At 44.9% G+C, this 12765-nt stretch carries 17 protein-coding genes; 7 read left to right on the forward strand and 10 right to left on the reverse strand.

Features of this window, described 5'->3' with window-relative positions; genetic code table 11:
- The first annotated feature begins 160 nt into the window (after window positions 1-160).
- Complete coding sequence (locus JGK16_RS18910) at window positions 161-547, forward strand: tautomerase family protein (protein WP_293191142.1); 387 nt, start codon at window positions 161-163, stop codon at window positions 545-547.
- Window positions 548-642: 95 nt separating this feature from the next.
- On the opposite strand, the gene JGK16_RS18915 is transcribed toward JGK16_RS18910, so the two are convergent.
- The 7 genes from JGK16_RS18915 to JGK16_RS18945 form a co-directional block, all read right to left on the reverse strand.
- Window positions 643-1149 (reverse strand): MogA/MoaB family molybdenum cofactor biosynthesis protein, encoded by a 507-nt coding sequence (locus JGK16_RS18915; RefSeq protein ID WP_293149586.1) that lies wholly within the window; start codon window positions 1147-1149, stop codon window positions 643-645.
- A gap of 83 nt (window positions 1150-1232) precedes the next feature.
- A complete protein-coding gene (gene psb28, locus JGK16_RS18920; protein ID WP_293149588.1) occupies window positions 1233-1568 on the reverse strand; it encodes a photosystem II reaction center protein Psb28 in 336 nt (111 codons plus the stop codon).
- 265 nt (window positions 1569-1833) lie between these two features.
- Complete coding sequence (locus tag JGK16_RS18925) at window positions 1834-3336, reverse strand: DUF1565 domain-containing protein (RefSeq protein WP_293176201.1); 1503 nt, start codon at window positions 3334-3336, stop codon at window positions 1834-1836.
- Window positions 3337-3549: 213 nt separating this feature from the next.
- Window positions 3550-4146: a Uma2 family endonuclease gene (locus JGK16_RS18930; RefSeq protein WP_293191140.1), complete on the reverse strand. Its 597-nt coding sequence runs from the start codon at window positions 4144-4146 to the stop codon at window positions 3550-3552.
- A gap of 131 nt (window positions 4147-4277) precedes the next feature.
- On the reverse strand, window positions 4278-6017 hold the full coding sequence (locus JGK16_RS18935) for a hypothetical protein (RefSeq protein WP_293191138.1): 1740 nt from the start codon (window positions 6015-6017) through the stop codon (window positions 4278-4280).
- 218 nt (window positions 6018-6235) lie between these two features.
- The gene (locus tag JGK16_RS18940) at window positions 6236-6832 is read right to left on the reverse strand and encodes a Uma2 family endonuclease (RefSeq protein WP_293191136.1); all 597 of its coding nucleotides are present in this window, start codon (window positions 6830-6832) and stop codon (window positions 6236-6238) included.
- Between the two features lie 83 nt (window positions 6833-6915).
- Window positions 6916-7365, reverse strand: coding sequence for a hypothetical protein (locus JGK16_RS18945; RefSeq protein ID WP_293191134.1), 450 nt, complete (start codon window positions 7363-7365; stop codon window positions 6916-6918).
- A gap of 340 nt (window positions 7366-7705) precedes the next feature.
- Here JGK16_RS18945 and JGK16_RS18950 point away from each other — a divergent pair, with 340 nt between their 5' ends.
- The gene (locus JGK16_RS18950; protein ID WP_293203327.1) at window positions 7706-8086 is read left to right on the forward strand and encodes a hypothetical protein; all 381 of its coding nucleotides are present in this window, start codon (window positions 7706-7708) and stop codon (window positions 8084-8086) included.
- 12 nt (window positions 8087-8098) lie between these two features.
- Window positions 8099-8521: a type II toxin-antitoxin system VapC family toxin gene (locus JGK16_RS18955; RefSeq protein ID WP_293191132.1), complete on the forward strand. Its 423-nt coding sequence runs from the start codon at window positions 8099-8101 to the stop codon at window positions 8519-8521.
- Here JGK16_RS18955 and JGK16_RS18960 read toward each other — a convergent pair.
- The gene (locus JGK16_RS18960) at window positions 8518-8751 is read right to left on the reverse strand and encodes a hypothetical protein (protein ID WP_293203329.1); all 234 of its coding nucleotides are present in this window, start codon (window positions 8749-8751) and stop codon (window positions 8518-8520) included. The genes JGK16_RS18955 and JGK16_RS18960 overlap by 4 nt on opposite strands.
- Window positions 8752-8767: 16 nt before the next feature.
- Here JGK16_RS18960 and JGK16_RS18965 point away from each other — a divergent pair, with 16 nt between their 5' ends.
- The 4 genes from JGK16_RS18965 to JGK16_RS18980 all read left to right on the forward strand — a co-directional run bounded on the left by JGK16_RS18965 (window position 8768) and on the right by JGK16_RS18980 (window position 10193).
- Window positions 8768-8992 (forward strand): DUF433 domain-containing protein, encoded by a 225-nt coding sequence (locus JGK16_RS18965; RefSeq protein ID WP_293191190.1) that lies wholly within the window; start codon window positions 8768-8770, stop codon window positions 8990-8992.
- Window positions 8989-9321, forward strand: coding sequence for a DUF5615 family PIN-like protein (locus tag JGK16_RS18970; protein ID WP_293191128.1), 333 nt, complete (start codon window positions 8989-8991; stop codon window positions 9319-9321). The genes JGK16_RS18965 and JGK16_RS18970 overlap by 4 nt, the downstream gene beginning before the upstream one ends.
- 199 nt (window positions 9322-9520) lie before the next feature.
- On the forward strand, window positions 9521-9781 hold the full coding sequence (locus JGK16_RS18975) for a hypothetical protein (protein WP_293176221.1): 261 nt from the start codon (window positions 9521-9523) through the stop codon (window positions 9779-9781).
- Window positions 9774-10193: a hypothetical protein gene (locus tag JGK16_RS18980; protein WP_293176223.1), complete on the forward strand. Its 420-nt coding sequence runs from the start codon at window positions 9774-9776 to the stop codon at window positions 10191-10193. Before JGK16_RS18975 ends, JGK16_RS18980 begins: the two co-directional genes overlap by 8 nt.
- 15 nt (window positions 10194-10208) lie before the next feature.
- Here JGK16_RS18980 and JGK16_RS18985 read toward each other — a convergent pair whose 3' ends face one another.
- Window positions 10209-10370 (reverse strand): hypothetical protein, encoded by a 162-nt coding sequence (locus JGK16_RS18985; RefSeq protein WP_293176225.1) that lies wholly within the window; start codon window positions 10368-10370, stop codon window positions 10209-10211.
- Between the two features lie 188 nt (window positions 10371-10558).
- A complete protein-coding gene (locus JGK16_RS18990; protein ID WP_293191126.1) occupies window positions 10559-12271 on the reverse strand; it encodes a M48 family metalloprotease in 1713 nt (570 codons plus the stop codon).
- Window positions 12272-12765: the final 494 nt, after the last annotated feature.

Raw genomic sequence — 12765 nt, forward strand, 5'->3', positions numbered from 1 at the left:
TCCAGGTTGGTAGTGAGGACTTCAGTCCTCAGAAAACATAAAACTATGAGGACTGAAGTCCTCACTACCAACTTATTGGCACCCTTAAATTTATGTGATCTTGACAAATTCAAGCGCGGCAATTAGGTTTTAATAGAGAGTTGTTGTCATACATAGAATTATGGTACAGGTCAAAATATCCGGCTTGAGAGAGCATCTCCATCCTATTAAGCCTCAACTCTCTGATGTCATTAATTCCTGTGTCGTAGATGCACTCCAATATCCACCTGATAAACGTTCACATCGATTCTTTCTGTTCGACTTCTCTGATTTCTTTTATCCTACAGGGCGCACAGAACGTTACACTATCATTGAGGTGAGCATGATTGAAGGACGCAGTGTGGAGATGAAAAAGCAGTTGATTCGTTTATTGTTTGAGCGATTACAGCCGTTTGGAATTTCCACACAGGATTTAGAAATCACGATTTTTGAGAATCCGAAACACAATTGGGGTTTTCGAGGCTTACCGGGTGACGAACATCAACTCAATTATAAAATCGAAGTGTAGCCGATCGCTCTTAACTTACAACAAAGCGGTCGATCGACTGTAAAGCTCGATCGACCGCCAATCTCTCCCCTCAGTGAAAAAAGCAACTTCCGCCCTCATCCACCCCGCAACTGCTTGACCAAGTGAACTAACTCTGGTAAAATTAGCTTTTCCACAGCTAGTTTCACGCCATTACTAGATCCAGGAAGAGAAAAGACTAACTTGCCTTGATACACGCCTGCAACAGCGCGAGATGCGATCGCCCTAGAACCAATTTCTTGATAGCTCAAAAACCGAAATATCTCGCCAAATCCAGGTAAAATCCTGTCGAGCAAACTCTCCATCACATCGTAAGTAGTATCTCGTGGAGAAATACCCGTCCCGCCACTCAAAACTATCGCATCCACATCTTCGCGCTGGGCAAGCGCCTGCATTTGCAATACAATTTTTGCAGCATCATCTTTAACAACAGTGTAAGCTACCACAGAGTGACCTGCATCTTTTAGCAATTTTTTCGTTAACAAACCGCTATTGTCTGTGTCAGCAGAGCGCGTATCGCTAACAGTCATGATAGCGCAATTTACGGTTATTTTAGATAAATCGGGGTGAGGAATTTGCGTCATTGTTTCTTGTCGTAAGTAATCGGCAACCAGCAATCGGCTATCGGCCAATTACCAATTACCAACTACCAATTATTAACTATCTATTATGCCTTGCTAAATCCTAAGCCGTTTGCTTCCGAGTAGCGTTCCATGAAACGCATAAAGCGTTCCCAGTCAGCGGCACTTTTCATCAGATAAAGAGCTTCTAAACCCGCAGGTTGACCATTGATGAACTTAGCCTTAACTTCGCGAGTCAGAAGTTCGCCTTCTTCGTCGATCATGTACATTCCAGTAATGTCTTGGGTACTATCGTTGCTGAGAGATTTCGGATTTTCAAAGATAAATGTGGCAGTGCCTTGAGCTCCGCTTTTAGAACGAGTTAGGCGGACTTCGGGTACAGTATCTTCGTCTATACCCCGGGAGAATTGAATTTTAGCCATAATCTGAGAGTGGAACCTTAAAGATTGCTGAATTTCTTAATATTTTTATCATAAAACGATTTGGACGCTCGGAAAGCAAGACTTGCGGAGATTGTCCGATGGGGATCGGAGGAGAGGGGCTATTTTTTAGGTACGTAGTTGCCTGAGCCCTGGCTCTCTCCTTCACTATTCGCTGTTTTGCTATCTTCGTTTTTTCCGATATCCCCAAAGAGCGCTGAAGCGCAACTACGTACCAAAGAGAGCGCCCAAGCGCAACTACGTACCTTTAGACGATGTAGGGAGAGTTAATGGGCTCTGCGCGGTTTGTGGCTACCAGAGTTTGGTAGACGAGGGCGGATATCTCGGCGCGCGTGATGTCGCGGGCGGGGGAAAGCTTGTCGCGGGCGGGATAGTTGACTACGATTTTGCGCTCTGTGGCGGTGGCGATGGAGTCGGTGGAAAAACTGGGAATTAAAGCCCGATCGGCATAAACGCTCAAAGAATTAGGATTGCCGCCCGCCAACTGCAAGCCGTTTACCAATGATACGATCGCCTGAGCTTTAGTCAAATTCTGTTCCGGGCGAAACGTGCTGTCGGGATATCCAACCAAAAACCCGCCTCGATTCGCTTTGACGATCGCACTTTGGGCCCAAAAATCCGCCGCCACATCCTTAAAAACCGTTGCTTCACGGCGCGGCGCCAACTGAAACGCCCTCGCCAACAACGCCGCATACTGAGCCCTAGTTAAACTCTCATCAGGTTTAAAAGTGCCGTCGGGAAACCCGTTAACAATATTCATCTTAGCGAGGCGATCGATAAAATCCTTAGCCCAGTGAGTGCTGATATCGCTAAACTTTACACCTCCAGGTGTCGGAGTTGGTGTCGGAGTCGGAGTTGGAGTCGGAGTTGGAGTTGGAGTTGGCGTCACATTTCCCAACTCAAATAAACCTTTTACCCGCGAAGGATTGAGCTGATTTCCCAGGGCAAAAATCTTAGTCGCAGTAGCATTTTGCAAATCAAATTCGCCATTGTTGGCAAAAATATTTCCCCCTAAATCTTGAGCCGTACCAAGATCTGGCAGAGATTTTTCCACCGCAGTCAAACCATCTTCCGTATTTTTTTCAATGCGATTCTTCCGCACAACCGGCTTAGAGTTCCCCGTTAAAACGATACCGGAGCGATTGGCGACAATTTGGTTGTCAACAATCAAAGGAGCCGATTGAGCTTGTAGAGAAATGCCGAAACCGGTATTTTGAAAAAGATTGCGCCGCAACACGCCTTTAGCACTTCCAGCCATAATTACCCCAGCGGCTGAGTTTTCCACAAATATGTTGTCTAGAATCCCAGGATTAGCAGTACCTGTGGCAAAAATACCTTCGCGCTTACAAAGCGTAAAAGTGCAGTTAGCCACAGTAGGAGAAGTTGACTCCATCCAGACTCCGGTACCGCGAATATCTAGATTGGTGACAGTTACTCCCCGCAATTCCGCATCAGTTGCTAGCAGTAGAGTGATATTTTGACTCGCAGCGGTGGGACTGACAAATTTGCCACTTCCTTGAATTAGAGTACCGCTTCCTTTGTTGGATTCATTACCGATAACTTTGACTCCAGAGGGAATGTCTAAGGGAAATTGTTCGCCGCTAGCTGCGCTGTAAGTTCCCGCTGCTAGCTGAATAACTGTTCCCGATGCAGCGCGACTGATTGCGCGGGCGATCGTTTTGAAGGGAGCCGATTGGCTGCCGGCTGCGGAATCGCTGCCTGTTTGGGGGTTAACGTAAAGTGTTGCCATGTTTTTGCTGTATGGATAATTTGCGATCGACTTTTAGGCAATTTTCATTCTGTACGAATTTGACTGCGGATATATATTTAGCTTTGATTGGGAAGACAGCCATAGGGGATGACAACCCCTGGGGGATTGCCCCTACAAAATACTTGATTTCTCGTTACCAGAAATAGCAAATCCCCGACTGCTTAAAGAAGTCGGGGTTCTGGGTATTCTATTTCAATCGCAGACAGTCGAGATTCCCTGCCCAAAAACCTTTACCGCTTCAGCCAAATCAGTTTCGCCCATCAAAATGCAGCGTTTTAGCAAATCAATATCCAGGGTTTCCAATCCTGACAATTCACTCTGAATTACTTCTTCATATCCATCTTCGCGGAGGTGATACAACCGCAAAGTACCATCCTCCCAAAACCAGATTTCTGGCACACCCAAAGCCCGATATTTTGGCAACTTGCTCAATCCACCGCTAGTATAAACTACCTCGATAGACAAATCGGGAATCAACTTAGGTAGCCCCAAACAAAACGATTTATCAGCTTGGGTTGAAACTTCTCCCGTTTTCTCCTGCGTCATTGAACCAGAAGGGTAAAACCTAAGGCCTTGCGCCAGCAAAAAAGTTGTCACCAAGTAACCAATAATTTCCGAAAAATTTTCGTGTTGGAATCCCGGCATTATAATTTCGATCGCACCTGCAAAAAAAGACAATTTTACCCCAGGGGAATCTTCGGAGCCCTTCTGGATTAACTTGAATTGCTCCCAGGTGCCATTGAGCACCACTCGCCCATCGAGAATTTCGCGATCGAGAACTTGTGTCATTGAACCGCACCATTATCTCCTATGGGAATTATAACTGATATCATCTCCGTTCTCAAGAACAGGCTTTCCGGCCTGTTCCACAAATAATTAGTTTTCTTGTGGGGTAGGCCCCTGAGCCCGCCCGCTTCAACTCAAGAGGTTAATTTGGCAATGCAAGATGTTTGCAAAACTACTAAAAGTTGATTCTCAAAAACCGCACAACTCGTCATTGTTTGTGCTAAAATAGGAACTTTCCCTTGTTTGAGAGAAAGTATAGCTTCCGGTGTAGAATCAAAGTCTTCGATCCAGCCGTAATCCTCTACATACTTAAGAGTTAAGGCATTGCGATCGAGCATCCAAAAATCAATCCCATACTTGTTAATGAAGCTTAGCAATACGGGTTTATCAGCCGTATATTGAGCGCGAATCAAATCGCTCGCTCGCTGCTGAAATCCGCTGTAGTAGCCTTTCTGATACGGCACTGCATATTCCTTTGCTACCAAAACCGAACGCTGGCTAAACGTTGGCAGATTATCGGCTTCTGGGGCGATCGAAGCAATCACAATATCTTGAGGTTGTTGCTGAAAAAATTTGTACAAAGCGGGCATTTTACCTTCTACATACCCGACTGTGGGAAATTTTTCCACTAAGCATGGATAAAGCACAACTGCGATCGCAATTATCACCATTGTAATTAGTGCAACTAGATTTTTTAACTTAAATTTTGTTTCCGTTGTTGATGCCCAGTTGCCGACGCCATCGATAATTAACGTCAGGGCGATCGCACTTATAAACACAACAATAAACCTCAAGCTATACGCAGTATAGCGTCCAGGCTGATAAAGCTTAAAAATGGTAGCGTGAGCGGCAAAAAACATCGCCAAGGATGCTAAAAATAGCTGAAGTAACAGCCAGATTTTGCTATTAATCCGACTCGCTAACGGAAAAGCCGATCGCCTCCACAGCAACAGCAGCGGCAAAAACAGCCCCACACAGTGAGTTACAGGCGTAAACAGCGACTTGGGAAACATCCCGCTACCTCTACCAGTCAGCCAATAATCTACCGGATTTGGACGAAAAAAAGCATTTCTGCCGTCGGCTGCAAATACGCCCATTTGCTTGGCTTCTGCTGCGGTATAAGTCGGGCCAAATTCCGATTTATCCAAGGCATAGGGCAGCATTACTAGAAAGATTAGTCCCAAACCGGTACTGCAAAATAGGTAATTTGTGCGATCGCCCGACAAGCGCAAACGGCCGTTTTTCCAGGCTACCAGCCGCAAAACTAACACGCCAGCAGCAACCAAGGCGTAGGGAGGGTAGAATAATCCAATTAGGGCGATCGCCCCCAAACAGGGCAGCAACGAACTCCGCGACAAATAATATAAAAAACCGAGAAATATCGGATAGATAAAAGCTCTGGGCGTTGTGGAAGCCAAATCATCCGTCATCCACATATGCTGATTTAACAGCAAAGATGCGATAAATCCAGTCAGCGGCACTGGCAGCATTTCCAAGCAAAGCCCAAAACAGTAATAGGTGGAGATTAAGCCGAGAAATAGCGGCAATATTTTGTGAAATAATAGCGGGTGAATGCCGATTGTTGCTGCTAATTTGTAGAGGGCGCTGTATCCGGCGGGGGCGACAGATTGAAAGTAGTTAGCAATGAAATCGTTGGGGAACAATTGTCGATCGACAAACCGCATCATCCAGAAAACGTGCTGTCTCGCATCGTCTTGCACCATATACTCGGCGCTGAAAGCTTGAGCAATTCCTAAAACACCATAAACTGCGGCAAATGTCAAGCTCAGCATCAACCAGAATATTGTGCGCGATCGGGATTTTTCATCCACAGTCGCCGTCAGAAACTTGTGTAAGCGGGCAATTAATACCATTTGAGATTTGAGATTGGGAAAGAATGTGAAGGACGCACAACACGAACCAGTTTACCTTGCAAAGATTATGCTACTGTAATCGAAATGTGAATTCGGTTAACGAGTGCTTCCCAATCGCGATCGTTTTTACAGTAGCCACGGTTTCAACCGCCGAGTCTTATGGTGGCATATTGCCTCAGTAATGGTGCCCGTTGCGTAAATCCTATTAATTAACCGAATTACTGCGGCTGAATCCCGTTGAGAAACTCCGTTCTTGCCTCAATTATTGAAGGCATCAAAACGCACCGTACCAGCAATTCTAAATCCAACTCCGGCAAAAACTCACTTCTTAAAACTTGCTCGTAATCATCGTCGCGCAGCCGATAGATAGCCAACTGATTATTTGCCCAAAACCAAACTTCTGGGATGCGAAGTCGCAGATATTTAGTTAGTTTATTTGTGCTACCGCTAGAAATCGTCACTTCCACGGCTAAATCGGGATGCTCTTTCCTTGAACCTATATAATAAGACTCATCAGGTTCAAATGATACATCTTTTGCCTGGTTTCTGCGAGTTGCACTCCCTACAGGAATGAAATTAATCCCTTTCTCAAAAAAGTAAAGTCCTATAAATATAGCCAGAACACTTTTTATCTGTTCGTGGTCTTCGCCTAGCGTCATAAACTGCACACACCCATCTAAATAAGTTATTCGCAAGCCTGGGGCATCTTCTATTAAGGTTTGTAGCGCCTCAAATTGCTCCCAAGTATAATAACCTGGCAAGGTAAAGCGTTCTTCTTTAACAATTGTTATTAGTTCTGAAACTTGTACGACCATGGGCGCAATGCTCCGAATAAAAATCAGTAGCCCTGCCTTAGTATAACCTAAATAGGGACTATTCATCAAAGTTAATTTGACGGTTAAATATTACTGCGATGATTCTGGGCGATCGCATATTGCCTCAGTACAGGTGAAATTGTGTAAAAATTTGCTTGTTGTTCAATCAAACAACGCCGGGATAAAGATTGCAGCGCATTTACCAAATCTGATGCGGGAATTCGGCTATTTTCTAGCAATTGGGTGAGGTCGATCGCACCGCTTGCTTTCGCCAACCAGGAGAGGACTTGTTTTTCTAGTTCGGATAGGCGATCGCACTGCTGCTGTAAAACATCTTTCAAATCTTCGGGCAACAATATGGTATCATCTGGTAATAACTCTGTGACGCATCCGCCCAACTCTTGAATCAGAGTCGCGACGCTTTTTAACCAGAGGAGATTGCCTTGGTAGCGCTGAATCAATGCTGAGTAGTTGTCGATGTCTGCTAATCCATAATCTCTGAGGATTTCCCGTGCGGCGTAGAGGTAAGACAATTGAGCTGGGAGGCATTGTTGATATGGGAAAAATTGAAGTAGGAAAGTGTAAAATATATGATGATGGTAATTTCAGATAGCCTGATTGTTGTTGTGCGCTGGGGCTGCGAGCCAGCGCCCTTCTTATTTTTTCAAACCAGAGCGATCGCCCTTTCCGACATATTCCCTTAACCCTCGCGTCACCCCAACCTCTTTTTCCACCGACAATCCGACGATCGATTTCCACCATCTCAAAGGGCACTGATTGCAGACTCTTAGCGTGAAGCGTAGCTATCCCGTAGGGCGATCGCCACAGCGAAAAAGGGATCTCGCCCTATGCGCTACAATAAACGTAAAGCTCATGATTAGTCTTTCAAAAATTAACATGATAAACATAGACTTACCGCCATCTGATCCATTCACAAACCTCAAAGTGACGCTCCTGCTAGAAGCACTGACATCCGGGCAAGTTGTGGCATCTGTCAGAGAGTTTCCAGACTGTCGAGTGAAAGCAGAAACACGAGAAATGGCGATCGCCCAAATTCAAGCTACCTTTTTAGAACGGCTCAAAAATATAGAAGCGATTTCCTGGAACGTGCCAATTCAGGGTTCAGAACCAACCTGGATGAAGTTTGCAGGTGTCTTTAAAGACGATTCCGATTTTGCGGCAATTATGGAATCAATTCGCGCCGAACGAACCTCAGATGATGACTCGGAAGTCGATCCTTCCTATTACTTGTAGAGGCGGCTTAAAGTGTGTCGATATATTCTGGATACCGATTGCGTTTCGCTGATTCTTTACAATCATCCCCAAGTCACCGCTAACGTCGCAAAGCATCAAGTTTCTGTCACGATTGTCACGGTTCAAGAACTCTTTAATGGCTGGATTGGCAGGATTAACGATCCGTCGATGCTGCATAACCTACCTGCACTCTATTCAAAACTTTGGACAACTGTAAAATATCTCCAAACTATTGAGGTACTGGATTTTACAGCAGAAGCTGATAGTTGTCTCAAGAAACTGTTAAAAGATCATCCGCCTCTGCGGAAAAATCGCCTGCAAAAAGATATGCGGATTGCAGCTATTGCCTTGTCCGTTGGTGCTACCGTTGTCACCCGCAACCAACGAGACTTTGCTCAAGTTCCCGGATTGTCAATCGAAGATTGGACGCTTTAGTGCGTAGGCGATCGCCCTTTCCGACATATTCGCTTAACCCTCGCGTCACCCCAACCTCTTTTTCCACCGACAATCCGATCGATTTCCACCATTTCAAAGGGCGCTGATTGGGCGATCGCCACAGCAAAAAAGTGCGAGATCCCTTTTTTATTGCTCGATCGCCCTATAAAAAGATATTGACGATGATAGTGGAGATTGGGAAAAATACGATCTATGATAGATTTAAGCAATTATTCTCAAAAACCTATGGAATACAATCAAATTATCACGATTGAACCTGGAAAACGCAGCGGCAAGCCGTGTATTCGGGGAATGCGAATTACTGTGTACGATATCCTAGAGTATCTAGCTGGTGGTATGACAGAGGCAGAAGTTCTAGAAGATTTTTCGGAACTCACTTCCCAAGATATCAAAGCTTGCCTTGCCTTTGCTGCTGACCGTGAGAGAAAATTATTTTTGGCATCGATTTGAAACTACTACTGGACGAAAACTTATCAGACGGAATTATTCACAGGATTATCGATCTGTATCCCGATTCCGCTCATGTCAAAACCTTGGCACTTACCAATACTGATGATTCAATTATTTGGGAATATGCTCGTGCGAATAATTTCGTAATTGTTTCCAAGGATTCTGATTTTCATCAACGGAGTTTGCTGTACGGTCATCCACCAAAATTTATCTACCTTCGGATTGGTAACAGTCCAACCTCCAAGATTGTTCAAATATTAAGAGATAATTTTGACATTATAATTCAATTTTGGAATAGCGAAGTAGAAAGCATCTTAGTATTGGCTTAATGCGTTGGCGTTGCCCGCAGAAAGCATCGCCCTTTCCGACATATTCGCTTAACCCTCGCGTCACCCCAACCTCTTTTTCCACCGACAATCCGATCGATTTCCACCATTTCAAAGGGCGCTGATTGCAAAAAAAGGGCGATTATTCTGAGAACGCGAGTTTAGAGGCTAAACTAGATGTATATAATCTTAAATAAACGATATGCCTCTCAGCGAACTTTTACCTACCGTCAACCAACTATCCCATCAAGATAAACTTCGACTTATTCACTTTCTCCTGCTTGCAGTTGCCAAGGAAGAAGGATGCAGCTTAGAACCTAATGAAGATAGTAATTCAAAAAATGTACTCCTGAATCAACTAGCATCAACCAGCGCAGTTGTATGGTCTCCACAGGCAGATAGTGCAGGAGTTAAAGCATTATCAGAACTTCTAGTTGCCACCCAGGAATCAGCCAATGCTTAATCGTCAAAGATTTGCATTTACAGAACGAATTGATAGCCTTGGCCGTTCGAGCATTCTGCCATATTTGCCCATCACACTCTCCAATGGCAGCAACTCTGTAGAAGTGATGGCATTATTGGATACGGGTGCGAGTGTCAACGTCTTGCCCTATGAGATTGGTCTACAACTAGGGGCAATATGGGAACAGCAAACCGTTCCTATTCAGTTGAGCGGGAATTTGGCTAGCAGCGAGGCCAGGGGATTGGTTCTTTCGGGTACAGTTGCTCAATTTTCGCCGATCTTACTTGCATTTGCCTGGAGTCGATCGACAGATGCGCCGGTAATCCTTGGACACCTCAACTTTTTTGCGGAGTTTAATGTCTGCTTTTTTCGTCATGAGTTAGCTTTTGAGGTTTACCCAATACAGAAATGAAGAGAGGCTGCACAGTCATTGCAATGCGATTTTATGCTTGTGCAAACTGGGATGAGGTAAATTAGTGCGTTGGCGAAGCCGACCTTTGGCATCGCCCTTTCCTACATATTCGCTTAACCCTCGCGTCACCCCAACCTCTTTTTCCACCGACAATCCGATCGATTTCCACCATCTCAAAGGGCACTGATTGCAGACTCTTAGCGTGAAGCGTAGCTATCCCGTAGGGCGATCGCCCTTTCTGACATATATTGCTTAATTTGACACTAATGCTCTAGTCCTTAACCCTGACTTAAGAGGACTGAAGTCCTCACTACGAACCAGGTTTGTAGTAAGGACTTCAGTCCTTTCAAATGTTAAGCTGGAAATTACAGAAATAGAACTGCAATACCGATCGCGATCGCACCAATCCCCATCACAAAAGACCAGAAACGGTGATAGCTGCTAACCGTCGTACCGCTATCGCTTTCAAGCTGAATCAAATCCATCCAAGGCGCCACACCCCGGCGGAACCAACCCAAAGCACTAACATCCATACCAATCAAACTTTTAACCCGTTTCATCCCAAACAGAAAATTACCAATCGGCCCAAAACGAGAAGCATAATGTAGATACATCATTCCCGTTCTGTCTTGCAATTTCAAATCAGAACCAAACGCATAACCCGCATCACCGCGACCAATTAATTCGCCTTGTAGTTTCGCAGGTTGACCGCGTAAAGGACTAGCATAAGGGTCAGACATTAAAGTTAAAACATCCAACTCTTCTGCTTGTGCGTAATTCGGGAACATCACCAAAGCTTTGATTAAAATTCCCACGCCCAAACCGATTAAAGCACAAGCAACCATCATCATCGGATTCGCAGCCGAGAGGGAAATGCCGATCGCAAAACCCACCGCCAAGCCCAGAGTTTCCGCACTGTACAGCAGCAAATCAAAAAAGAAATTTCCGTACAATTTCCGCTTGCTCAAATTGTGGCCTTCGCCCACAATCCGACCCATATCAAACTCAATATCCAAGCCTAATTGTTCCGCATAGGTGCTCAACGCGCGAACTCGCTTACCAGTCAGCGGGTGAGTCGAATTCAACTCCATCCACCAACCCCACGGATTGAACATATCCCACAGAAAAACTCGTCCAATTTTTTCCGGTTTCGACGAAATCCGGTAAGCAGTACCGCTAGATACCGCAGCTTTTGCATCGTAAATGCCTAAAGCGCGAGTTCCTTCTAACAAGCGGCTGGGTTCCGTTGCTCTTTCTCCTTCTTCCAAAATACCGTAAGCAATTTTTACCAAAGCGCGCGATAAAGCGTTGGGGTTTCCGGTAGTTTCGGCGGCAAAATGGTCTGCAAAATATTCTCGTGTCCGCGACAGATACAGCAGCAAATAAGTGCCGGCGATGTAAAAAAAATAAGCCACAGCAGCGACGCTACCTGCCGCACTTCTAGCTTTATCGCCAGCGCTTCGACCGAGGCTTTGAGCTGTAGTGTAAATTAAATAAGTAATCTGCACTAAAGTCGAAGCTAAAGTCATTACTGCAAAGTCCCAATGGACGATGTGACCTAGTTCGTGGGCGTAAACAGTAGCAATTTCATCGTCGTCTAAATAGGTGAAAAGACCTTGACTGACGACTAAGCGAGCGCTGTTAGGAAAAGAACCGTAGGTAAAAGCAGTAGGGTTTTGGTCGTCGATAATTCCTAAACGCGGCTGCTTGAGCTTTTTCTGTTTGCAAACCTTCTGAATAACTTTCGCAGTTTCTGGACTCAGGCTGTCAATTTCTGCTAGGGAAACCCAGCGAGTATTGTAAAGCCAATTTTGGGTTAAGTCCATCAAGTAAGGCGATAGGAAAAAAGCTGCGATGTTAAAAATCAGAGTGATCGGAAGTGCGATCGCCAATCCGGTAACTGGATCGGGGCCGTTGAGAATGAAAACTGAGGCTAAGGATAACACGAACACCATACCAAATAGCATGATGATAGTGGCGCCGGAAGCTAAAACGAGGTTTCCGCCAGTTTTCTGGATCAGTTTAATCCCGGCTTTGGGCGATCGCCCTGCCTTGCGTAAAGGAGCTTGAGATGACATAATATTCTCCTAAGGTTATTGACAAAAGGTAATTACCGTGGGAATTTATCTATACTTCACTGTTTTAACCTGTCACTACGGAGCGCGCTAAGGAGTCTCAACAAAAATATATAATTTCCTGTAAATTGTTAAGATGGAAAACCGCCCGCCCAATTTATTTCCAAAAATCCAATTCCCATTTCAAAACTCAACAATCAAAACTATTTATAGCGGTCATCAGAAAGATGAGGTACGTTGTTGGGCTTGGGCCCTTCTTGGTTTAATTGGTTATATAAGCTGTCAGTTATCCCTCATCTTTTTGAGAAAGGCTATATTTCAAAGTTACAAAAAAGAATTGGTTTCAAGCCGGAACCCTTGTATGGAGAAATTAAAATCAGACAATTCGAGGTCGCCCTCAAGCTGTCAACTGTCAACTGTCAACTGTCAACTGTCAACTGTCAACTGTCAACTGTCAACTGTCAACTGTCAACTGTCAACTGTCAACTGTCAACTGT

It is taken from the genome of Microcoleus sp. PH2017_09_SFU_O_A (assembly GCF_020738625.1).
Classification (GTDB): Bacteria; Cyanobacteriota; Cyanobacteriia; order Cyanobacteriales; family Microcoleaceae; genus Microcoleus.